This window comes from Variovorax sp. Varisp41, assembly GCF_047325085.1.
Classification (GTDB): domain Bacteria; phylum Pseudomonadota; class Gammaproteobacteria; order Burkholderiales; family Burkholderiaceae_C; genus Variovorax.
This window is the reverse complement of sequence record NZ_CP168540.1, coordinates 5,076,010-5,099,050: the sequence shown is the minus strand read 5'-3', so window position 1 is coordinate 5,099,050 and position 23,041 is coordinate 5,076,010. Positions and strand designations below refer to the sequence as shown.

Here is a 23,041-nt window from a genome sequence, read left to right as displayed (position 1 = left end):
CCCTCTCCCCGCCCCATGAAACGCTGGCGCCTTCCCGCCGCGCCCGAGGCCACGCTGTCGGCCAGCGTGGTCGGCGACGTGCTCGCCGGCGTCGGCACGCCGCACCTCGCGGCCAGCTACCTCGCCGCGATGCAGCGCGTGATGCCCGTCACCTTCTGCACCGTGTTCGCGGTCGGCGCCAGCGGCCGCATCGAGACCGTGTCGGCGGCCAGCAGCTACGGCAGCACGGCCGAGCGCACGGCCGAGCGCTACGTGGCGCAGCGCTTCGACCTGCTCGATCCCAACATGGCCTGGCTGGCCGCGCGCAAGCTGCCGCGGCGCGCGCAGCTGTGGCTGGGCCACCAGCTCGGCGACGAGGTGGCCGATCCGGCCTACCGCGCCGCCTGCTATGGCGACGTCGGCATCCGCGAGCGCGCCTCGGTGCTGTTGCTGCTGCCCACGGGCCAGCGCGTGGCCGTGAGCTTCTACCGCAGCCTGGCGCAGCCCGAGTTCGGCGCCGGCGACTTCGCCGTCATCGAGCGCCACGCCACCCTGCTGGCCGACGCCACCACCGCCCACGGCCGCAGCGCCGTGGCCGCGCGCGAGGCCACGGCACCGGCGCTGGCCTCGCGGCTGCTCACGCTGAGCCTGCGCGAGCGCGAGGTCATCGGGCACCTGATGGCCGGGCGCACCGCGAAGGAGGCGGCGCGCGAGATCGGGGTCGAGCTCACGACCGTGCGCACCCACCAGTACCGGGCGTTCCGGCGGCTGGGGATACGGTCGCAGAAGGAATTGCTGCGCGGCTGGCCCGCGGCGCAGTGAGCGGGCGCGCTCAGTCCTCGGAAGCCTGCGGCTCGGCCGCGTCGTCGGGCACGGCCACCGGCGCGGGCTTCGCGGCCTCGTCCGCCGCCGCCTTCGCGCGCCCGCCCGGCGCCACGATCTCCTGGTCGATCGCGCCGAACATCGAGCGCCCGTCGAGCCCCTTCATCTCGATGCGGATGGTGTCGCCATAGCGCATGAACTCGGTCGAGGGCACGCCGTCCTGGATGGTCTCGATGCAGCGCTTCTCGGCGATGCACGAATAGCCGCGCGGCCATTCCATGCGGCCGTTCTTCTCCACGCCCTGGTTGCTCACGGTGCCGCTGCCGACGATGCTGCCGGCGCGCACGTTGCGCGTCTTGGCGACATGCGCGATGAGCTGGCCGAAATGGAAGGTCATCTCGGGGCCGGCCTCGCACAGCCCGACCTTGCGGCCGTTCCAGCTGCTCTGCAGCGCGAGGTGCACGCGGCCGCCGATCCAGGCCTCGCCGAGCTCGTCGAGGGTCACGGCCACGGGGCTGAAGGCGGTGGCGGGCTTGCTCTGGAAGAATCCGAAGCCCTTGGCGAGCTCGGCCGGGATCAGGTTGCGCAGGCTGACGTCGTTGGCCAGCATCACGAGGCGGATGCCGTCGAGCGCCTGCTCGGGCGTGGCGCCCATCTTCACGTCGCCGGTGACGACCGCGATCTCGGCCTCGAAGTCGATGCCCATGGCCTCGCTGGGCACGACCACGTCGTCGGTCGGGCCGATGAAGTCGTCGCTGCCGCCCTGGTACATCAGCGGGTCCTGGTAGAAGCTCTCGGGCACCTCGGCATTGCGCGCCTTGCGCACCAGCTCGACGTGATTGAGGTAGGCCGAGCCGTCGGCCCACTGGTAGGCGCGCGGCAGCGGCGCCATGCACTGGGCGGGATCGAAGGGAAAGGCGTGGCGCGCGCGGCCGGCGTTGAGCGCGGCGTACAGGTCCTGCAACTGCGGCGCCATGAAACCCCAGTCGTCGAGCACCTGCTGCAGGCGGTGGGCGATGCCGGTCGCGTAGTGGGCGAGCGTGAGGTCGCGCGACACGACGACGAGCTGGCCGTCGCGCGAGCCGTCCTTGAGGGTGGCGAGTTTCATGGTGCGGTGCTGGGAAAAAGGCGACGGGGCGCCGCGCCGGGCCCCGCGCCGCTCCCCTAAACTGGTTGGACGGGCGGCAGTGTACCGAGGTGGCCCCGATGAACCTCGGTGGCGGCGCCCACTCCACCTTCCATGCCGACGACCGTCGCTCCCCCACCCTCCTCCCCGGCGCCCTGGCGGCCCTCGTGGCGGGCGCTGGCGCTGCTGACGCTGCTGGTGGCGCTCGCGCACATGGCGCTGCTGGGCCTCGCGCCGGCCGGGCTCGGGGCCGAGCCCGCGTCGCCGATCACCAAGTTCAGCACGCGCACCATCGTGATCGCGCCGCCGGTGGCCGAAACGCCCGCGGCGGCGCCGCCGCCCGCCGCGACGGCCCCGCCCGCGCCGACCCGGCCGCTGCGGCCGCGCGCGGTGCACGCGCCGCGTCCGAAGCCCGATCCGGTCCCTGCGGCGGCCGCGCCCTCGCCCGATCCCGCGCCCGAGGCCACTGCGCCCAAGGATCCCGAAACACCCGACCTGGTGGCGCAGGCTGCTCCCGATTCAGGAGCAGCACCCGCGCCCGAGCCGCCCGCCAGCGCGGCCGCCCCCCCGCCACACCGGGCAGCGCGCCCGCCACCGGCGCCGGCGAAGCGCCCCCCACGATGGCCGGCACCCAGTCGCTGCGCATCCCGGGCTCGGTCACGCTCGATTTCGAGGCCACGGGCCAGATCGGCGCCTCGCCGCAGCGCGGCGTGTTCGGCGAGCTGGTGTGGCTGCAGGACGGCACCCGCTACGACGGCCGGCTGACGCTCAAGGCCGTCTTCTTCACCTTGCTGAACTGGCGCAGCACCGGAGTGATCGGCCCCTCGGGGCTGGAGCCCGAGCGCTATTCCGAGAGCCGCAAGGCCGAGGTGGCCTCGCATTTCGCGCGCGACCGCGGCGAGGTGGTGTTCAGCAACAACGCGCCGCCCGTGCCGCTCCAGCCCGGCGCGCAGGACCGCATGAGCGTCATGATGCAGCTCGGCGGCCTGCTGGCGGCCAGCCCCGAGCGCTACCCGGCCGGCACGCGGATCGCGATCCAGACCGTGGGCGCGCGCGATGCCGACGTCTGGGTGTTCGTGGTCGGCGACGAAGAGAAACTGAACCTGCCGGCCGGCGAGTACCTGGCGCGCAAGCTCACGCGCGATCCACGCAAGCCTTTCGACCGGAAAGTCGAGCTCTGGCTGGCCCCGGCCTATGGCTACCTGCCGGTGCGGATTCGCCAGACCGAGCCGAACGGCGACTTCGCCGACGCCCAATTGCGCAAACCCCTACCCGCCACGCCCCCCGGTTGATGCGAAAAACCAGGCATCCAAACGTTTTAATGGCAACACGACAACCCATCTTGAAACTGGCGCGTTGATTGCTATGTAACCCTCATGAACGCCCTCGACATCCTCACAGGCCCCGCCATGAACATGCTTTACGACTCGGATTCCTTCGTCGTCGTGCACGTGCAGCCGAACGAAGGCGAGGTTCCTGCCGAACCCAACGTGCCGGTGCTCGAGCGCCACGGCTTCGAGATCGTCGACAAGCGTTCCGGCAAGGAGCTCTACCTCGACGGTTCCTGGGCCGAGCTGTTCCGCCAGCAGATCGCGGCCTGGCAGCTCAACACGCCGACCCAGGAAGAGGTCGAGGACACGCTCGAGGGCTATGCCGAGCTGGCGCAGACGCCGCTGCTGGTGCACTGAGCCGAGCCCCGTGCCAGTAACGAAGCGCCCCGCGGGGCGCTTTTTCTTTGGGCCTTACCGGTAGATCCACCGGAACATCGGCCCCACAAGCAGCAAAACGGCCACCAGCCGGCAGACCTGGAACGCCGTCACCACCGGCACCCCGAGCTGCAGCACCTTGGCCGTGATCGACATCTCGGCGATGCCGCCCGGCGAGGTGCCGAGGATCATGGTGGCCGGATGCAGCCCGGTGGCCCAGGCCAGCAGCCAGGCCACGCCGGCGCACACCACGAGCATGGCCAGCGTGCCCACCGTGACCGAGCCCAGCCAGCGCGGCGCGGTGTGCAGGAACTCGCGGCTGAAGCGCACGCCCAGGCTGACGGCGATCACCAGCTGCGCGGCATTCGACATCCACCCCGGCACCGCCGACAGCGACAGCCCGGCGACGGTGAAAGCCATCGCGACCAGCAGCGCGCCCATGAACCACGGGTTGGTGCGGCCCAGCGCGCGCATCGCCAAGCCGCCCGCGCCCGTGGCCACCGCCAGTAGCGCGAGGCCGCCGGGGTTCACCTCGCGCGCGCTCGGCGGGCTGAGCTCCAGCCCATGCAGCCCGCTCCACTGCATCGCGAACGGGATCGTCACCGTCACGATCAGCACGCGCAGGCTGTGGGCCGCGGCCACCAGGTCGGTGCGCGCGCCCTGGGCCTCGGCCAGCAGCGTCATCTCCGAGGCGCCGCCGATCGCACCCGCGAAGTAAGTCGTGGCTCTCATGGAGCGCTCCGGCACCTGGGGCATGCGCGACGCATGCAGGCCGTAGAGCCAGCGCCCGAAGCCCCAGCCCAGCAACAGCGCCCAGGCGATCGCGAGCACGATCGCCCACCAGACGCTGGCCACCAGCGCGACCACATGCGGCGTGAAGTACAGGCCCAGCGCGGTGCCGATGGTCCACTGCCCGGCGTTGCGCAACGGCACGTGGCTGGCCGTGGGCGCGCCCGCGATCGAGGCCAGCGACACCGCGAGCAGCGGGCCGATCATCCAGGGCAGCGGGGTATGGAGCGCGAGGCAGATCTGGGCCGCCACGAAGGCGAGCAGCAGCGTGGCCAGCACGCGGACCGGGAAGGAAAGGGACACGCGGAACGGACGGACAGGCGGTAGGGGCAAAGGACGGCAGCGCGCGCGGCGCCGTTGCGTAGTATGGCGCGATGTCTTTCGCGCACCGGCCCGTCTCCGCCCTCCTGCTTGCTCTTCTGGGCAGCACCCTCATCGCCGGCTGCGCGGGCTGGCCCGGCGGCGCCGAGGCGCCCGACGCCCCCATCGCCCGCCGCGTCGAGGCCCTGCTGCCCACCGACGCCCTGCTGCTCGGCGAGCAGCACGATGCCCCCGAGCACCATGCGATCGAGCGCGAGACGGTCGAGGCGCTGGCCGCGCGCGGCCGGCTCGCGGCGCTGGCGCTCGAGATGGCCGAGGAAGGCAACGGCACCGCGCACCTGCCGGCCGCGGCCACCGAGGCCCAGGTGCGCACCGCGCTGAGCTGGAACGACAAGGCCTGGCCCTGGGCCGACTACGGTCCGGCCGTGATGGCCGCGGTGCGCGCCGGCGTGCCGGTGCTCGGCGCCAACCTGCCGCGCGCGCGCATGAAGGACGCGATGGCCGACGTTTCGCTCGACGTGCAGCTCAACGGCGAGGCCTACACCGCGCAGCAGGACGCCGTGCGCGAGGGCCACTGCAAGCTGCTGCCCGAATCGCAGATCGTGCCCATGACCCGGATCCAGGTCGGCCGCGACCGCGCCATGGCCCAGGCCATCGTCAAGGCGCGCCAGCCGGGCCGCACCGTGCTGCTGATCGCGGGCGCGGGCCACGTCGACCGCCAGCTCGGCGTGGCGCAGCACCTGCCCGACGAGGTCTCGTTCAAGACCGTGCGCCTGCTCGCCGCGCCCGCCGATGCCGCGGCGACGTCGGTCGGCTACGACCGCACCTGGCGCACGGCGCCGCTGCCCGAGAAGGACTACTGCGCGGAGCTCCGCAAGTCGATGGGCCCGGCGAAGAAGTCCTGAGCGGTCCGGACGTGCGAAGGCCGCGGCGGGACGTGCGTCCGGCCGCGGCCTTCGTCTTTCTTCGCGCGACGGGCCCGCGGGCCCGCCCCCGCTTCAGCGCGCCAGGATCGACGAGGTCGCCGAGTTGCCGGTGGCCGAGGCCGTGACCTGGTTGCCCGTGGTGCGCAGCGTGCTGCTGCCCACCGCGCCCGTCGAAGTCACGCCGGCGCCGAAGTTCACGGCGGTCACCGTGGCCGTCACCGCGCCGGTGTTGACCTGGTAGCTGCCCACCGCCGCGCTCGGCGTGCCGGTGTTCAGCGCGGTCTGCGTCACGCGGTTGGTGGCGCTGTTGCCGTAGGCCTGCGCCGCCAGCGAGTTGCCGGTGACGCCGATGCTGCCGTTGAGCGTGCCCGGGCCGGTCGCGTTCAGTGCCACCTGGTAGCTCACGCCGCTGCTCGTCGCGCTGACCGCGCCCGTGTTCACCTGGCTGTTGAGCACGCCGGCGCTGGCGCCGACGTTGAGCGCCAGCGGCGAGGCCGTCAGCGTCGCGCTGCCGGTCGAGGCCGCGCCCCCGTAGCCGCTGCCCGCGCTCGAGTCGACCACGTTGGTGGCCGCGTTGCCGCGCGCCAGCGCCGAGGTGGTGTTGCCGTTGAGCGCGATGCTGCCCGCGTTCAGCGGCACCGCGCCCGCGAGCGTGATGCCCGCGGCGGTGGTGGCGCTCGCGCTCACTGTCGCGCTGCTGGTCTGCACGTTCGACACGCCCACGCTCGCGCCCTGGGTGGCATCGCCGGTCACGGTCGCGCTGTTGGCGGCGCGGTTCGCCGAGGCCTCGGCCAGGGTGCTGTTGTTCGACACCGTCGCCGCCCCGCTCGACAGCCCGGCGGTGCCGGCCACCGCGCGGTCGTCGTTGTAGATCGCGGTGCTCGCGGTGCTGGTCACGCTGGTCGCCGCGGTCTGGCGGTTCGACACCAGCTGGTCGCCGGTCGCCACCACGTTGGCCGGTCCGCCGGTCTCGGCAAGCGAGACGCTGCCGGTGGCGGCCGCGGGCTTGATGTTGGCCGCGGACACCTCGAGCGTGTTGGTGGCGTCGTTCATCACGCCCAGCGCGGTGTTGGTGTTGCCCGAGAAGCGCACCGACGAATCCGTGGACGCGACCGGCGCGAACAGTTCGGCGCTCGAGCTGGCCGACACCGACGCCTGCGCGGACTGCGTGGACTGGATCGCGCCGCGCGCATCGACGGCCGCGCCTTCGAGGCTGAGCGAATTGGTCGCGGTGTTGGTGACCGCGCGCGCGCTCTGGCGGTTGTCGGACACGCTGATCGTCGAGGCCTGCACCGTGGCCGTGCCCGTGCTGTCGACGCCGATGCTGCCGGTCGCGACCGCCGACACCGGGCCCACGCCAAGTTGCGCGTTGCCCAGCCCATGGTCGGCCGTGATCGCCACGCCCAGGCCCGGCCCGCCCGCGGCCTGCGCCGTGGCCGGGTCGCCGGTGGCGACGCTGCCGCCCTTGACCGCGATGCTGTTGGTCGCCGAGTTGCCGGTGGCCGCGCTGCCGGTGGCGTTGCCCTCGAGCGTGGCGGCGCTGCGGGTCAGGGCATTGGTGCCGGTCAGCGTGAGCTGCGTGACGTTGGCGGCCGTCGCGGCCACCGCGCCGATGCTGTCCTGCGCGTTCAGCAGGCCGGTCTTCGCGCCCTGCGCCGTGCCGCCGGCCAGCGAGACGGCATTGCCCGCGCGGTTGCCCGCGGCCTCGGCCTGGGTCTGGTTGCCGGTCATCGCGATCGCGCTGTCGGTCACGCCCGCCGCGGCGGGCACGGCGCGATCGGCGTTGTAGATCGCGGTGTCGGCGCGCGCGCTGGCGCCGCCCACGGCCGACTGGCGGTTCATCAGCGCATGGTCGGAGACCACGCCGCCGTCGCCCGGCAGCGCGGCCTGCAGCACGATGGTCGGCAGTGGCGCGCCGGCAGGGGTGGTGTCGGCCGCGATCGCAATGCGGCTGGTGGCGTCGTTGGACACGGCCAGCGCGGTGTTCGCGTTGCCCGCGATGCGCACCGAGGAGTCGCTCACCGAGCCGGGCGCGTAGGCCTGCGCGAAGGAGCGCGCCTCCACCGGCGCGATGCTGGCCTGGCCCGACTGCAGCGCGCTGCGTCCCGAGACGTTCGCGGCCTGCAGCGAGAGGTCGTTGGCCGCGGTGTTGGCCACCGCCTTCGCGCTCTGGTCGTTGTTCGAGACGCTGAGCGTGGTGTCCGCCACCAGCATGCCCGCCGCGGTCGAGATGCCGAAGGCGCCCGCGGCCTTGGAGGAGATCGGCGCCGTGCCGATCGCGAGCTGCGCGTTCGACAGCGAGTGGTCGGCGATCGCGCCGCTCAGGATCGTGGTGTTGGCCGCTCCGGCCACCGGCAGCAGGCTGGCCGCGGCGATGTCGTTGCCCTTGACCGCGATGCTGTTGGCCGCGGCATTGCCCGTGGCCGAGCCGTGCAGCGTGTTGCCGTCGACCGAGAGCTGGGAGTCGGTCACGCCCTTGCCGCCCAGCTGCACCTGCACGCCGCCCTGCAGGGCCAGCGGGGCGCCTTCCTGGCCGATGACCGAGGCGACCTTGGCGCTGCTGAACTGCAGGTTCTGCACCGCGGTGGTGGTGGCGATGCCGAGCGCGTCCACGCTCACGCCGTTGACCGCGCTGTTGCTCGTGGCCGCGGCGACGGTGGCGTTGTTGTCGGCGTCGATCTTCGAGCCGCCGACCGAGCCCGCGACCTGCGCCACCTGCACCAGCACCTCGGGGCCGCCGCTGCGCGTGGCCAGCACCGAGCCCTGGCCCGACTGGCCGTTCTGCACGCTGAACGAGGCCTCGGTGGTCATCGCGCCGCCGGCGACCGTGGCGCCCGGGATCACGGGGCCCGCGGTGTCGATGCCGGTCGCGCTCACCTGCACGGTGTTGCCGGTGGCCCGGCTGCCGTAGGCCAGCGCCTCGGTCAGGTTGCCGCTGCTCGACACCGATGCATCCGACAAGCCGCCGCTGACGATGGTGCGCACCGCGTTGCCGCCGACCGCGCTGGCCTCGATCTTGGTCGAGGCGCCCGCCACCGACTGCAGGTTGGTCACGTTGGCCACGGCCGCGTAGCCGCCGCCAGCGTCGATGTTGTTGGCGCCGAGCTTGAGCGCGTTGGCGCCGTCGTTGCCGTACGCGGCCGCCACGAAGACGTTGCGGTCGTTCGCCACGCTGCCCGCGTCGACGCCGTTCGCACCGGCGACCGTGACCGCGAAGGCGTTCACGCCGACCGCGGTGGCGCCGACGGTGGACTGCACCGACTGGCTGCTGAGGATGCCGTAGGAGGCGTTCACGGCCGGCTGCGTCGCCAGCGTGTTGTCGAACGGCAGGTTGTTCGCGACGTTCACGTTGACGACCGAGGCCGGGTCCTTGCCGGCCGTGACCGCGAGGTCGCCGCCCGCGACGCCCAGCGTGTTGGTCACGGAGTTGCCGTAGGCGATGCCGCGCTGCAGGTTGTCGGTCAGCGCGGCCGAGCCGCGCACGAGGTCGGAGCCGACCGCGATGCGCGCTTCGGCGACGTTGAGCAGCGCGCCGGTCGAGGAGCTGCCGTCGTTCATCTGCACGCTGGCGATGCCGGCGCCAGTGCCGACCGCGTTGCCCTTGAGCGAGAGGTCGCTGGTCGCGCCGCTGCCCACCGCCACCGCCTCCTGGCGATTGCCGGTCAGCGAGAGCGCGCTGTCGGTCACGCCGCCGAGCGAGTTTGCGGTGAGCCAGATCTTCGAGCCCTGGTTCAGCGCGGTGGTCGTGCTGTTGTTGTAGTTGCCCTGCAGGTTGGTGAGGGTGGCCGGGCCGCTTGCCGACACGCGCCCGTCGGCGCTGGTGCCGCCGGTGAGCGCGACACTGTCGCTGCCGCCGCCCAGCGTCATGGTGTTGGCCTCGAGCGCGAGGCGCTGGTCGGCCTGGTTGCCGCGCGCGGTGGCGGCCGCGGTATTGCCCGAGACCGCGACCGTGCTGGCATTGGTCAGGCCGGTCACGCCGTCGCCGGTCTGGGCCGCGATCACCGCGCCGTCCGCTGGCGTGGTGCCGATCCGGGCCGTCACCGCCGATTCCGAGTTGGACTGCTGGTTCGAAATGCCCGCGGTGCCCGCGAACGAGGCCGCGCCCGCGCCGGGCACGATCGCGCTCGAGGCGATGTTGCCGGTCGCCGCCGCGCCGACCGCGTTGTCCTTGAGCGCGAGGCCGCCCTTGTCGAGCGATTGCACCCCGGCGAGCACCTGGCCGCTCACCGTCTGCGCGACCAGCTCGGTGCGCAGGTTGCCCTGGCTGTTGAGCACCGCGAGATCGGCGTCGAGCTTGCTCGCGACGGCCACGCCGCCGTGCACGCTGTTGTTGATGCCCGCGGTGCCCGTGCCCGCGACCGACACGCCGGCGCCGACCACCACGCGGTTGCCGGCCGTGCCGGCGGTGGCCGAGAGTGCCTCGTTGCCGGTGGCCGCGCTCGAGATCGCGTTGCCCTGCACCGACAGCGAGCCCTGCAGCGTGTTGACCGCGCCGCCGCCCAGGCCGTTGACCAGGCCCAGCACGGTGGAGCCGCTGTTGTCGGCCACGTGCTTGACCGCGGCGAGGATGCCGTCGCCGTTGACCTGCAGGTTCGACACCACGGCCGCGCCCGCGAAGCTCGGCGCGCCGCCGGCCTGGACCTCGGCCGCGCTGCTGGCGCTGTTGCCCTTGAGCGTGGCCGACAGCGTGTTGCGGTCGAGCGCTGCCGCCGCGGTCACGGTGTTCGCGCCGCTGGAGGTCAGCATCAGGTCGATCATGTTGCCGGCCAGCGTCGCGCCCGAGGGGCCGCCGACGCCGCGCTGCAGCGAGGTCACGACCAGGTTGCCCTGGGCGTCGAACAGCGGGGCGCCACCGGGGAAGCTCAGCGCCGCGCTGCCCGTGATGCCGGTCGCGCCGGCCATCGCGCTGCCGGTCACGAGCGAGCTGCCCTGGTTGATGGTGCTGGAGGCCGAGATCGTGTTGTCGGTGGCGCTCGCGCTGCCGCTCTGGAAGTTGTTGAGCTCGACCGCGAGCTTGCTGCTGGCGACGCCGCTGGTGATCGCGCCGCTGTTGTTCGCCACGCCCAGCGAGGCCGCGTTGTCCACCGGCGTGGCCGGCGGCGTGCTCGACAGCGGCTGGATCGCGTTGGCGAAGGCGTTGCCGGTGGCGCTCGCGCCGATCAGGTTGCCGCTGGTGGCGGCCGCGACCGGGTTGGGATTCGAGGGCGTGCCCGTGACGATGGTGCCGCCGGTCGCGCCGGTGATGCCCGCGCTCACCGCGCCGCTGTTGGTGGGCTGCGAATTGACCATCGGCGTGCCGGCCACCGAGCCGTTGAGGGCCGCATCGACCGAGGTGTCGGCAGCCTGCGCGGCACCGGCGGCGAGCAGGGCCGCCGCGACGGCGGAACCGATGCGGTTGAGGCGGATGGCGGGCTGGCGTGCGCCCCGGCTGCGGATCTTGCGTGCTTTCATGGAGTGACTCCTCGGGTGGGATGGCGGTGTGGACGACGGAAAACGGATGAACGAACGGACGGAAAGGAAGAAGAACGAAGGCCAGGAAGAAAACGGCGGGCGCGAGCGCCCCCGCGCGGGCCCGCTGCACGGGACGCGCCGGGACGGTTCGCGGATGGATCAGCTGCCGCGGCCCGGGCCGGCGGCGGGGTCGGGGTTGGCCGCGGCCGTGGCCGCGCGGCTCTCGACGGTTTCGGAGGCCGCGGTGGGCTCGGCCTGCGCGGCCGGCGGTGCGGCGGCGCGGTCGCCGCCGGTGGCGGGTGCCGGCGCGCCGGTCGCGCTGGTCGCGCTGGTCGCCGGTGCGGAGGAAGCGGCGCTCGGCGCGGGCGCGGCGGATGCGGCCGCCGGCGCCGGCGCCTGCAAACCGCCCACCACCGCGGCACCCACGCGCAGCTTCGCGACCTCCTGCAGCCCGGGCCCGTCGCGGTGGATCGAGGTGTCGGCCGCGTCGGGCCGCCACAGCACCGTGATCGCGCCCGGCGCGATGCCGCGGTTGGCCAGTGCCGAGGTCACGGCGGCGATGCGCTGGTCGGTGAGCTCGTCGCGCTTGCGCGCGTCCCAGTTCTCGGTGTCGCGCGCCACCAGCACGATGTCGGTGGCGCCCTTCTTCGCGGCCGCCGCCACCTGGTCGATCTGCGCCAGCGCGCTGCCGCCGAGCGTGGTGGCGCCGAAGTCGAAGGCCACCTGCAGCGCCGCGCCGGTCAGCCGCGCGCCGCCCGAGCCCGCGGCGTTGACGGCCACGCCGGGGCTCGCCTGCACCACCGGCGGCGCGGCGCCGGCACCGGTGCTCGCGTCGGCCGGGTTCTGCACCTTGCGCAGCTGCTCGGCCGGCACCAGCGGGATCTGCTCGCCGCCACCGGGGCGCAGGGTCATGCAGGGCCGGTGGTCGACCTGCGTGACCGCGGCCATGAGCCGCACCACGCCTTCCTCGAGCGCGGCGCGCACGCCCATCTGCACCGGCTCCTGGCCCTTGGCGCCGATGTCGACGTCGTAGAGCCGGCTGCCGAAGAAGCGGAACACGTTGAGCCCGACCTCGTAGCCGTTGAACTGCTTGGTGAGGCTCACGGTGCGCACCACCATCAGCGAGCGCGTGTCGACGATACGCAGGTCCACGCCCACCGACTGGGTGAAGGTGCGCGCCTTCACGCCGACCTGGTTCACCGCCACCTCGGCGCCGCCCGAGTTGATGTTGTAGTTGAGCTCGGTGATGCCGCCCACGATGAAGTAGTCGGACTTGTTGATCGTGCCGCCGAAGTACGGCATCCACGGCACCACCTGCGCGCCGCCGCCCGGCCCGCCGCCGAGCTGGTGCGTGCGGCCGTCGCCGAGCTGGCGCCGGTCGGCGTAGGCCAGTTCTCGCTCGGCGATCACCGGGTCGAAGCGCTCGGCGATGCGCACCGCGCCGCCCAGCTTGCCGAGGGCCGAATAGACCATCAGCGCGCCGCCCTGCGTGATCGCGTTGCCTTCGTTGATGCTGTACTTGCCGGTGTAGTCCTTCACGTCGCCCACGCCGATCACCACCTCGGGCCGGCGCGTGGCCGCGATGTGGTCGGCGAAGCAGGCCAGCACCGGCTCCATCGGCGTGACGTTGTCGCGCACCGAGGGGCCGAGCACCACCGGCGCCTCGTTGGGCGCGAAGCGCTGCTGCGGCGCCGAGACGCAGCCGGCCAGCACCAGCACGCCGGCGAGAGGGCCCGCGAGAAAGACCGCCCGGCGGGCGTGGGGCGAGATGTGCTGCATGGCGCCCCCGTTCAGTTGAGCACGCCGAAGGCGCAGGCGGCGCTGCCGCTCACGCCCGCCGTCTGCGCACCGGTGTTGCCCTGGGCCGAGTTCAGCGCCTGCCAGGCCGCGCCCTGCACCTGCGTGCTGGTGCCGCCGACGACCGCCGAGCCCACCGTGCCCGCGTTGGCCTGGTTGGTGCCCACCACCGCGGCGCCGAGCGTGCCGACCGCGCTGTTGCTGTCGTTGCCCGTGGCGCCCGAGCGCGCACCGGCATTCGCGGGCGAGTTGGCGACCGTGCTGTTGTTGCCGTCGTTGCCGGTCGAGGTCGCCGAGACGTTGCAGTTGTACTGGCGGCCGACCGTGGTGTTGTAGACCGGCGCCGCGTAGTAGCCGCTCTTCTGCTTGCGGACCATGTCCTGCACCGCGGCCTGGTTGACCTTGTCGGTGCTGGTCTGGAACTGCCAGGCGGCGTTCTCGCCGACGTTGTTGGCCTGCGCGCGCGGCGCCGCCACCAGCAGCAGCGCCACCATCAGGCCCACGTGCACCGTGGCGGCCCAGCGCGCACCACGGCGGAGATCGGGACACCGGGACACGGCGGCACGGATTGCACGAGGCATGGCAGCTCTCCTTTCAGGAGGAAGAACACTTAAACGAAAAGTGCTACTTCTTTGTAAAGAGAATGCTATGGATCGGGCCACCAAGCTGGCTATTCCGGAAACCAGTAGTACCTATGAGTACAAACCAGTGGTGAGCACTGGATGGCCGGACAGTGCGGTCGCCCCGATCTTGTGCACCTCGCAGGGTGCCGATCGGGGGGGCGCGCCCCCGTGGCGAGAGTGCGTCCGCGGCCCGTTGCGGGCCGCGGGAAAGACCAGGATCAGGCGTGCGCCTTGATCGAATCCGCCAGCGTGTTCACCAGCGTGTCGATGTGCGACTTCTCGACGATGTACGGCGGCGCGATCACCAGCACGTCGCCCGCGGGCCGCACCAGCGAACCCTTGTGGAAGCAGTCGAGGAACACGTCGTAGGCGCGCTTGCCGGGCGCGCCCGCGATCGGCGCCAGCTCGACCGCCGCGGCCAGGCCGAGGCTGCGGATGCCGATCACGTTGGGCAGGCCCTTGAAGGTGCCGTGGAAGGCGTCGCCCAGGAGCTTGCCCATCTCGCCGGCGCGCGGGAACAGGCTTTCCTTCTCGAACAGCTCGAGCGTGGCGATCGCCGCCGCGCAGGCCACCGGGTGGCCCGAGTAGGTGTAGCCGTGGAAGAACTCGACCACGTGCTCGGGCGCATCGGTCTTCATCATCGCGTCGTAGAGCTTGTCGCGGCAGATCACGCCGCCCAGCGGGATCACGCCGTTGGTCACGCACTTGGCGAAGTTCAGCATGTCGGGCACCACGCCGAAGTAGTCCGACGCGAAGTTGGTGCCCATGCGGCCGAAGCCCGTGATGACCTCGTCGAAGATCAGGAGGATGCCGTGCTTGTCGCAGATCTCGCGCAGGCGCTTGAGGTAGCCCTGCGGCGGCAGGTACCAGCCGGCCGAGCCGGCCACCGGCTCGACGATGATCGCGGCCACGTTGCTCGGGTCGTGCAGCGGCAGGATGCGGGTCTCGAGCTCGACCAGCGGGTCCTCGGCCCACACCGGTTCCTGGTTGTGGATGTAGGCGTTGTTGACCGGGTCGTGGATGAAGCGCATGTGGTCCACGCGCGGCAGGAAGGCCGAGCCGAACACCTTGCGGTTGCCCGGGATGCCGCCCACCGACATGCCGCCGAAGCCCACGCCGTGGTAGCCGCGCTCGCGGCCGATGAAGACGTTGCGGTGGCCCTCGCCGCGTGCGCGGTGGTAGGCCAGCGCCACCTTCATCGAGGTGTCGGCGGCCTCGCTGCCGGAGTTGCAGAACAGCACCTTGTTGAGGTCGCCGGGGGCCAGCGCGGCGATCATCTCGGCCGCGCGGAAGGCCTTGTCGTTGCTGATCTGGAAGGCGGTGGCGTAGTCGAGCGTGTCGAGCTGCTGCTTGATCGCCTCGTTGATCGGCTTGCGGTTGTGGCCCGCGCCCACGCACCACAGCGACGAGATGCCGTCGATCACCTTGCGGCCGTCGTGGGTGGTGAACTCCATCCCGTCGGCCGCCACGAAGACCCGCGGGTCCTTCTTGAAGTGGCGGTTCGGGGTGAAGGGCAACCACTGGTTGTCCATGTTGAAGTCCTGGTAGGCCATGCGCGTGCTCCTGTGTGTCTCGTCGGGATGTGGAAGGCCCCGTCGCCGAACGGCCGGCGCCCCGGGAAAAAGGGACGTGGCGGACGGGGAGAACGGCATTCTGGCACCCCTGCGACAATCACGCCCCTGACCATGACCACCACCCCTGCCTACATCCTCACCCTCTCCTGCCCGGACCGCACGGGCATCGTGCATGCCGTCTCGGGCTTCCTGCTGGAGCGCGGCGGCAACATCGAAGAGGCCGCCCAGTACAACGACCACGACACGGGCCTGTTCTTCATGCGCGTGCGCTTCGCCTGCGCCGAGCACGGCGAGGCCGCGCTGCGCGAGCAGCTCGCCGCCTTCGCCCAGGGCTTCGGCATGACCCTGCAGCTGCAGGCCGCCGCCCAGCCGATGAAGACGGTGATCCTGGTCAGCAAGGAAGGCCACTGCCTCAACGACCTGCTGTTCCGCTGGAAGAGCGGCCTCCTGGCCATCGACGTGCGCGCGATCGTCTCGAACCACCGCGACTTCTACCAGCTGGCCGCCAGCTACAACGTGCCCTTCCACCACATCCCGGTGACGGCCGCGACCAAGGCGCAGGCCGAGGCGAAGCAGCTCGAGATCATCGAGGCCGAGGGCGCCGAGCTCGTGGTGCTGGCGCGCTACATGCAGATCCTCAGCAACGACCTGTGCCAGAGCCTGGCCGGCCGCGCGATCAACATCCACCACTCGTTCCTGCCGAGCTTCAAGGGCGCCAAGCCCTACTACCAGGCGCACGACCGCGGCGTGAAGCTGATCGGCGCCACCGCCCACTACGTGACGGCCGACCTCGACGAGGGCCCGATCATCGAGCAGGACGTGGCGCGCGCCGACCACACCGACACCGTCGAGGACCTCACGGCCCGCGGCCGCGACACCGAGAGCCAGGTGCTGGCGCGCGCGGTGAAGTGGCACAGCGAGCACCGCGTGCTGCTCAACGGGCATCGCACCGTCGTGTTCCGCTGAGCGGGCGCCGGCCCGAAAGCAAAAGCCCCCGGCGCGGCCCATGCAGGCCGCCCGGGGGCTTTTTCGTGCCGGCCGCGTCAGTTGCGATTCGGATTGTTCGGCCGACGGTCGTAGCGGTTCGGCACGCCGTCGCCGTCGCGGTCCCAGCGACCCGAGCTGTAGACCCAGCGGCCGCCGTCCTGGCGCCATTCGGGCGCGCGGTAGGCATAGCCCGGGCGGGCGCGCACCCAGACGCCGCCGATCCACACATGGCGGCCGCCACGCCACTCGTAGTGGCCCGGGGCCCAGACATAGCCGCGGCGCGGCGGCGGCACCCGCTCGTAGCGCGGCGGCGGCGGCGGCACCTGGATGGTCACCACCGGCTGCGCCTGGGCGGCCGTCGGCAGCGTGAGCGCGCCCACCGAGAACAGCGAGGTGGCGACAACGGAAAAAGCGATGGCTGCGAGTTTCTTCATGGCTAGGCTCCATGAGTTGTTGGAGGAGCCTTCATGCTGCCGGTGCCTTGTGAACCGCCTGTAAGCGCCACGCGAAATCTTGTGTAGAGCTGTGACGCGCCGCCCGGCGCGCCGCCTGCAGGCGGCGGCCGACGCGCGTAGGCCTATTCCCGCAATTCCTGCAGATCGACCGCGCCGGCCATGGCCGTGAAGCCCGCGGCGTTGGGATGCAGGTGGTCGCCGCTGTCGTAGGCCGGCAGCAGCGCCAGCGGCTGCGCGGGATCGCGCAGCGCGGCATCGAAGTCGGCCACCGCGTCCACGTCCTGGCGGCCACGGATCCAGCGATTGACCGCGCCGCGCAGCGCCTCGGTGTGCTCGTTCCAGTACGACGAACCCTTGAACGGCGGGATGGTGCCCAGCAGCACCTTGAGCCCGCGCTCGCGCGCCTGCCGCACGAGCTGCTGCAGCCCGGCCTCGAGCTGCTCGGGCGTGGGGATCTCGCCGGCCGGCACGGCCTGCCCCGGCAGCCCGATGAAGGCGGTGCGGCCGATGTCGTTGGTGCCCATCAGCACGATCACGTGCGTGACGCCGCTCTGGCCCAGCACGTCGTCGCCGAAGCGCGCGAGGCCGCTGCGGCCCGCGCCGCCGTAGAGCAGCCGGTTGCCGCCGATGCCGACGTTGAGCACCGCCACCTCGCGCGCCGAACCCGGTCCCTTGCGCAGCAGCGTCGCGAGCTGCTGCGGGTACGAATTGCCGCCGCCCTCGCCGTCGAGCCCGCCCGCGGTGATCGAATCGCCGAAGGCCACCACGGTGCGGATCGCGCGCGGGGCCCAGACGTCCACGCCCGTCACGAAGGCGTTGACCGGCACCCGCTGCACCTCGGGCAGCCGCGCCGCCGCCACCGCGTTGCCGTTCGACATCCAGGTGGCGTTGCTCGGCTGCAGATGCACCGTCGACAGCGGCGTGGAGCGCTCGTAGTAGCTGCTGACCACCAGCGTCTGCCCGGCCTCGACCGCGAAGTCGACGCCGTCGCTCCAGGCCTCGGCGCCGGGCGCGATGACGATGCCCGGCCGGCCGTCGAAGCGCAGCGCGCGCAGCGAGGACGGAGAGATCGCGCCGCCGCCCGTGCCGCGCGCCACGCTCGCGGCCGTCACGCCCAGCGGCGCCGTGCCGAAGCGGTTGGAGAAACGCACGCGCAGCCGCTCGCCGCCCACGCTGGGCTGCAGCTGCTGGCGCAAGGTGAGGCCGGGGAAGGCGCGGTCGTCGGGCGCGACCGGCGGCGGCGTGCCCAGCGGCGAGATCTGGCGGAAGTCCAGCGGCGCCGAGGCCCAGCTGCCGACCCAGTGGTCGGCCGCCACCGGCGAATGCGAGGCGGGCGCGGAAGCGGAAGATGCCGGGGCATCCCCCGACGGCGCCGCGCAGGCGGCGGTGGCGAGCAGCGCCAGGCACAGCGTGCCCGCCGCAAGCCTGGCGCCGATCCCGGCGAATCCATGTGAAACCAGCGTCGTGCTCCTCGGGCGAAAGCGCCAGAGTGTACGGAGCCGCCTTGTCACTGCGCGTGACAAGGTCTGCGCTCGGGTTACCAGGTGTCGACGTAGGGCGCGACCGCCTCCTCGCGCCGCCCGGCGGCCGAGGCCAGCCCGCGCACCAGCCAGTCGCGCGTCTGCGCGGGATCGATCACGGCGTCGATCTCCAGCGTCTGCGCCATGTGGATCGCCTCGCCGTTCTCGTACTGCTGCGCCACCAGCTGCTTGAACAGCGCGTCGCGCTCGGCCCCTTCGGCGGCCGCGGCCAGCTCCTTGCGGAAGCCCAGCCGCACCGCGCCCTCGAGCCCCATCGCGCCGAACTCGCCCGTGGGCCAGGCCACGGTGAACACCGGCGCGTCGAAGCCGCCGGCTGTCATCGCCTGCGCGCCCAGGCCGTAGCCCTTGCGCAGCACCACCGCGAAGAAGGGCACGCGCAGGTGCGAGGCCACCATGAACATGCGGCAGACATGGCGCACCTGCGCCTGCGCCTCGATCTCGGGGCCGACCATGAAGCCCGGCGTGTCGCACAGCGAGACGATCGGCAGGCCATGCGCATTGCACAGCTGCATGAAGCGCGCCGACTTGTCGGCCGCCTCCACGTCGATCGCGCCGCCCAGGTGGTGCGGGTTGTTGGCCATCAACCCGACGGGCCTGCCCTCGATGCGCGCGAGCGCCGTCACGATGCCCGCGCCGAAGCCCGCGCGCAGCTCGAGCAGCGAGCCGGTGTCGGCCACGCCGCGCATCGCGGCGCGCACGTCGTACACGCGCAGCCGGTTCTCGGGCACCACGTGGCGCAAGGCGCGCGGGTCGGCGCACTGCCAGTCGGCGACCGGCCCCTGGAAGTACGACAGGTACTGCTTCGCGGCCGCGACCGCCGCGGCCTCGTCCTCCACCAGGATGTCGATCACGCCGTTGCGCGACTGCACGCTGCTCGGCCCGATCTGCTCGGGCGCGAAGCTGCCGAGGCCGCCGCCCTCGATCATCGCGGGGCCGCTCATGCCGATGTTGCTGCCCTTCGTGGCGATGATCACGTCGGCACAGCCCAGCAGCGCCGCGTTGCCCGCGAAGCAGCGGCCATGCACGATGCCGACCACCGGCACCTTGCCCGAGAGCGCGGCGAACTGGCTGAAGGTGTGGTTGTTGAGGCCCGCCACGATTGGCATGTCGGTGTCGCCGGGCCGGCCGCCGCCGCCCTCGGCGAACAGCACCACCGGCAGCCGCAGCTGGTGCGCCACCGCGAGCAGCCGGTCGGTCTTGTGGTGGTTGCGCATGCCCTGCGTGCCGGCCAGCACCGTGTAGTCGTAGGCCAGCACGGCGCAGCGCGACTTCTCGGGGCCGAACTGCCTCGCGTTGATGCTGCCGATGCCGGTCACCATGCCGTCGGCCGGCGTGTTGGCGACCAGATCCTCGAGCGTGCGGCGGCGCGTCTGCGCCGCGATGGCGAGCGCGCCGTACTCGATGAAGTTGCCGGGATCGGACGCGCTGTCGCAGAGGTCGGCGATGTTCTCGCGCGCGGTGCGCCCGCCCTGCGCATGGCGCTTGTCGACGGCGGCCCGGCGGTTCTCGTCGAGCGTGAACGCATGGCGGTCGATGACCTTCTTCAGGTCGGGCCGGATCGCGTCGAGGTCGTGCGCGGCGCGCGCCTCGTTGTGCACGGCCTGCGCGTCGACCGCCTCCAGCCGCAGCAGCGACTGGCCCTCGACCAGGTAGTCGCCGGGCGCGGCCAGCAGCGCCACCACGCGGCCCGCGGTGGGCGCGTGCAGCAGGTGTTCCATCTTCATGGCCTCGAGCACGCCGAGCTGCGCGCCCGCGGGCAGCACGTCGCCGACCGCGACCTCGAACTGCACCAGCTTCGCGGGCATCGGGGCCTTGACCGTGAGGCCGTCGTCCACGTCATCGATCTCGGGAGTTGCGACCTGCGCGACGACCGGCGCGATCTCCTTCGCGCGTTTCTCGAACGCCGTTGCGGCCGCCAGCAGGTCGCCCAGGTGCGCCTCGACGAAGCGCGTGTGCACCGCCTGCGTCGCGAACTCGGGCCGCGCGGCGATCGCGCGCAGCAGCGGCAGGTTGGTGGCGATGCCCTCGATGCGGCACTCGTCGAGCGCGCGCAGCGAGCGGCGCAGTGCATCGGCGAAGCGCGCCGAGGGCGAATGCACGATCAGCTTGGCCAGCAGCGTGTCGTAGTGCGGCGAGGGCGCCAGGCCCGCATAGCCATGCGTGTCGACGCGCACGCCGGGCCCGGCGGGCAGCTCGAAGCGCGCGAGCATGCCGCCCGAGGGCCGCGCCTGGCCCTGCGCATCGAGGGTCTCGGCATTGATGCGCCACTGCAGCGCGAAGCCGCGCTGCGCCGCGGTGCGGTCGGCCTCGATGCCGAGCGCGGCCAGCGACTCACCGGCCGCCACCGCGATCTGCAGCTGCACCAGGTCGAGCCCGGTCACGGCCTCGGTCACCGTGTGCTCGACCTGCAGCCGCGGATTGGCCTCGATGAAGACAAAGGGCAGCGTGGCCGAGGCCGCGTCGACCAGGAACTCGAAGGTGCCGAGCCCGCGATAGCCCACGGCCCGGGCCATGCGCAGCGCGGCCTGCGTGAGCTGCGCGCGCAGCGCCTCTGGCAGCGAGGGACTGGGCGCGATCTCCACCAGCTTCTGGAAGCGCCGCTGCAGGGTGCACTCGCGCTCGCCGAGGCTGGCCACGGCCTGGCCGTCGCCGAGCACCTGCACCTCGATGTGGCGCGCATCGCGCATCAGCCGCTCGACGTACACGCCCTCGATGCCGAAGGCCGCGCGCGCTTCCGACATGCAGCGCGCATGCGCCTCGGCCAGCTCGCCGGCCTCGAGCACCGCGCGCATGCCGCGCCCGCCGCCGCCGCCGATGGCCTTGACCATCACGCCCGCGCCCTGCGCCTGCTGCTCGGCGAAGAAGGCCTGCGCCTGCGCGAGCGTCACCGCGCCCGCGCTGCCGGGCATCACGGGCACCTCGCAGCGCGTGGCCAGTTCGCGCGCGCGCGCCTTGTCGCCGAACAGCGCGAGCTGCTCGGGCGTGGGCCCGATGAAGACCAGGCCCGCATCGGCGCAGGCCTGCGCGAAGTCGGCGCGCTCGCTGAGGAAGCCGTAGCCCGGATGCACCGCGTCGCAGCCCTGCGCCTTCGCGGCCGCGATCAGCGCGCCGATGTCGAGGTAGGCCGCGGGCCCGGTCGCGTCGAGCGCGAGCGCCACGTCGGCCAGCTGCACGTGGAGGGCCGAGGCGTCGTCGCGCGCATGCACGGCCACGCTGGCGATGCCGAGGTCGCGCAGGGCGCGCACCAGGCGCACGGCGATCTCGCCGCGGTTGGCAATCAGGACTTTGGAAAACACGCGGGGTCTTTCAGTTCTTGTCTTTGAGCAGCCGGCGCAGCACCTTGCCGGCGCCGGTGGTGGGCAATGCGTCGATGAAGCTCACGAAGCGCGGCGCCTTGTAGCTCGCCATGTTCTCGCGCGACCAGGCGATCAGTGCCTCGGCCGCGATCTCGGCGCCGGGCTTGCGCACCACGAAGGCCTTGACCACCTCGCCCTTCTCGGGATCGGGCTGCGCGATCACGGCGGCCTGCGCCACGGCCGGATGCTTGATGAGGATGGTTTCCACCTCCTCGGGGAACACGCTGTAGCCCGAGACCTTGATCATCTCCTTGAAGCGGCCGATGAAGCTGAGGTAGCCGTCGGCGTCGAGCTTGCCCATGTCGCCCGTGTGCACCCAGCCGTCGCGCAGCGTGGCGGCCGTGGCCTCGGGCTTGTTCCAGTAGCCCTTGAACGAGCCCGGGCTGGTCAGCACGATCTCGCCGACCTCGCCGGTGGGCATGTCGGCCTGCGTTTCCGTGTCGACGATGCGGATCGTCACGCCCGGCACCGCCACGCCCTGCGTGCCCCAGCGCGGCGCATGGCGCGGCGTGTAGGTGTCGCAGGTGTGGGTTTCGCTCAGGCCGTAGGCGGCCTCGAAGGAGGTGCAGTTCGGCGCATGCGAACGCCACTGCGCGGCCAGCGGCTCGGTGAAGGCGATGCCGAAGCTGGTGACCGGGTTCATGCGCAGGCTCGCGAGGTCGAAGCCCGCGATGTCGGGCAGCTGCATGCAGGCCACGTTCATCGGCGCGATGCTGTACCACCAGCTCACGCGGTGGCGCGCGATGGCCTGCAGCGCCGCGCGCGGATCGAAGCGGTGCAGCAGCACCGAGGCCGCGCCCGTGAGCACCGGCACGTTGACGCCCATCAGCATGCCGGCGATGTGATACAGCGGCGCGATCGACAGCAGCACGTCGTCGGGCCCGACACCGTTGCAGTCTGCCGCGGCGCGGGTCTTGAACAGCGCATTGCCGTAGCTGAGCATCGCGCCCTTGGGCAAGCCGGTGGTGCCCGAGGTGTAGGTCATGAGCGCGACGTCGTCCATGGCGATCGCCACCGGCTGCGGCTTCGCGTCGGCGTTCATGACGGCGAGGAAGTCCTCGCAGCCCGCGGGCACCGTGCGTTCGGTGTTGCGCTCTGCGGCGAGTTCGGCCGGCAGGTCGAGCGCGGGCGTCCCAGGCAGCAGGTCGGCGTAGTGCACGACGAACACGTGTTCGAGCGCGCTGCCGGGCTTCACCTTCTCGACCACCGGCAGCAGCGGCGCGGCCGCGACGATCACGCGCGCCTTCAGGTCGTTGACCTGGTAGGCGAGCTCGTGCTCCTTGTTGAGCGGGCCGCTGGGGCAGACGATGGCACCGATCTTCTGGATGCCGAAGTGCGCCACCAGGTACTGCGGGCAGTTGTTGAGGAACAGCACCACCGGCTCGCCCTTGCGCACGCCCAGGGCCTGCAGCCGCGCGGCGAAGGCATCGCTCGCGCGGTCGAGTTCGCGCCAGCTCATCGCATGGCCGTACCAGTGGCAGGCCGGATGCTCGCCGCGCTCGCGCGCATGGGCGCGCAGGTAGTCGTGCAGCGGTTGCTGCGCGCGCGGCGGGAGCGCGCGCAGCAAGGGTTCGTCGGTTGTCTCCAT

Annotated in this window: 15 protein-coding genes; 5 read left to right on the top strand and 10 right to left on the bottom strand. The window is 72.3% G+C overall.

Going from position 1 to position 23,041, the window contains the following annotated elements:
- Positions 1-15 precede the first annotated feature (15 nt).
- The gene (locus ACEN9J_RS23535; RefSeq protein WP_057597426.1) at positions 16-801 is read left to right on the top strand and encodes a response regulator transcription factor; all 786 of its coding nucleotides are present in this window, start codon (positions 16-18) and stop codon (positions 799-801) included.
- Positions 802-811: 10 nt separating this feature from the next.
- Here the strand turns inward: ACEN9J_RS23535 and ACEN9J_RS23530 are convergent, their stop codons facing one another.
- On the bottom strand, positions 812-1,909 hold the full coding sequence (locus ACEN9J_RS23530) for a fumarylacetoacetate hydrolase family protein (protein WP_413762208.1): 1,098 nt from the start codon (positions 1,907-1,909) through the stop codon (positions 812-814).
- 638 nt (positions 1,910-2,547) lie between these two features.
- Here ACEN9J_RS23530 and ACEN9J_RS23525 point away from each other — a divergent pair.
- Both ACEN9J_RS23525 and ACEN9J_RS23520 read left to right on the top strand, forming a co-directional pair.
- Complete coding sequence (locus tag ACEN9J_RS23525; protein ID WP_413762207.1) at positions 2,548-3,219, top strand: DUF3108 domain-containing protein; 672 nt, start codon at positions 2,548-2,550, stop codon at positions 3,217-3,219.
- Positions 3,220-3,336: 117 nt separating this feature from the next.
- Entirely contained in the window at positions 3,337-3,615 is a 279-nt protein-coding gene (locus ACEN9J_RS23520) for a DUF3567 domain-containing protein (RefSeq protein ID WP_057597632.1), read from the top strand.
- A 54-nt stretch (positions 3,616-3,669) separates the two neighbouring features.
- Here the strand turns inward: ACEN9J_RS23520 and ACEN9J_RS23515 are convergent, their stop codons facing one another.
- Complete coding sequence (locus ACEN9J_RS23515) at positions 3,670-4,725, bottom strand: AbrB family transcriptional regulator (RefSeq protein WP_413762206.1); 1,056 nt, start codon at positions 4,723-4,725, stop codon at positions 3,670-3,672.
- Positions 4,726-4,796: 71 nt separating this feature from the next.
- Here ACEN9J_RS23515 and ACEN9J_RS23510 point away from each other — a divergent pair, with 71 nt between their 5' ends.
- Positions 4,797-5,648, top strand: coding sequence for a ChaN family lipoprotein (locus tag ACEN9J_RS23510; RefSeq protein WP_413762205.1), 852 nt, complete (start codon positions 4,797-4,799; stop codon positions 5,646-5,648).
- A gap of 93 nt (positions 5,649-5,741) precedes the next feature.
- On the opposite strand, the gene ACEN9J_RS23505 is transcribed toward ACEN9J_RS23510, so the two are convergent.
- The 4 genes from ACEN9J_RS23505 to ACEN9J_RS23490 all read right to left on the bottom strand — a co-directional run bounded on the left by ACEN9J_RS23505 (position 5,742) and on the right by ACEN9J_RS23490 (position 15,093).
- Positions 5,742-11,120: a beta strand repeat-containing protein gene (locus ACEN9J_RS23505; protein ID WP_413762204.1), complete on the bottom strand. Its 5,379-nt coding sequence runs from the start codon at positions 11,118-11,120 to the stop codon at positions 5,742-5,744.
- Positions 11,121-11,279: 159 nt separating this feature from the next.
- A complete protein-coding gene (locus tag ACEN9J_RS23500; RefSeq protein WP_413762203.1) occupies positions 11,280-12,899 on the bottom strand; it encodes a CsgG/HfaB family protein in 1,620 nt (539 codons plus the stop codon).
- 11 nt (positions 12,900-12,910) lie between these two features.
- The gene (locus ACEN9J_RS23495; RefSeq protein WP_296740759.1) at positions 12,911-13,498 is read right to left on the bottom strand and encodes a hypothetical protein; all 588 of its coding nucleotides are present in this window, start codon (positions 13,496-13,498) and stop codon (positions 12,911-12,913) included.
- A gap of 260 nt (positions 13,499-13,758) precedes the next feature.
- A complete protein-coding gene (locus ACEN9J_RS23490) occupies positions 13,759-15,093 on the bottom strand; it encodes an aminotransferase class III-fold pyridoxal phosphate-dependent enzyme (RefSeq protein WP_057594449.1) in 1,335 nt (444 codons plus the stop codon).
- A gap of 132 nt (positions 15,094-15,225) precedes the next feature.
- Here ACEN9J_RS23490 and purU point away from each other — a divergent pair, with 132 nt between their 5' ends.
- Positions 15,226-16,080 carry a formyltetrahydrofolate deformylase gene (gene purU, locus ACEN9J_RS23485; RefSeq protein WP_296740757.1) on the top strand — a complete coding sequence of 285 codons (855 nt, stop codon included), beginning with the start codon at positions 15,226-15,228 and terminating at the stop codon, positions 16,078-16,080.
- Positions 16,081-16,157: 77 nt separating this feature from the next.
- On the opposite strand, the gene ACEN9J_RS23480 is transcribed toward purU, so the two are convergent.
- From ACEN9J_RS23480 to ACEN9J_RS23465, 4 genes are all read right to left on the bottom strand, one after another.
- On the bottom strand, positions 16,158-16,535 hold the full coding sequence (locus tag ACEN9J_RS23480) for a YXWGXW repeat-containing protein (protein ID WP_413762202.1): 378 nt from the start codon (positions 16,533-16,535) through the stop codon (positions 16,158-16,160).
- 143 nt (positions 16,536-16,678) lie between these two features.
- Positions 16,679-17,872, bottom strand: a complete 1,194-nt coding sequence (locus ACEN9J_RS23475; protein WP_413762201.1) for an SGNH/GDSL hydrolase family protein — start codon at positions 17,870-17,872, stop codon at positions 16,679-16,681.
- A 221-nt stretch (positions 17,873-18,093) separates the two neighbouring features.
- A complete protein-coding gene (locus ACEN9J_RS23470) occupies positions 18,094-21,393 on the bottom strand; it encodes a carboxyl transferase domain-containing protein (RefSeq protein ID WP_413762200.1) in 3,300 nt (1,099 codons plus the stop codon).
- Between the two features lie 10 nt (positions 21,394-21,403).
- Positions 21,404-23,041, bottom strand: a complete 1,638-nt coding sequence (locus tag ACEN9J_RS23465; RefSeq protein ID WP_413762199.1) for an AMP-binding protein — start codon at positions 23,039-23,041, stop codon at positions 21,404-21,406.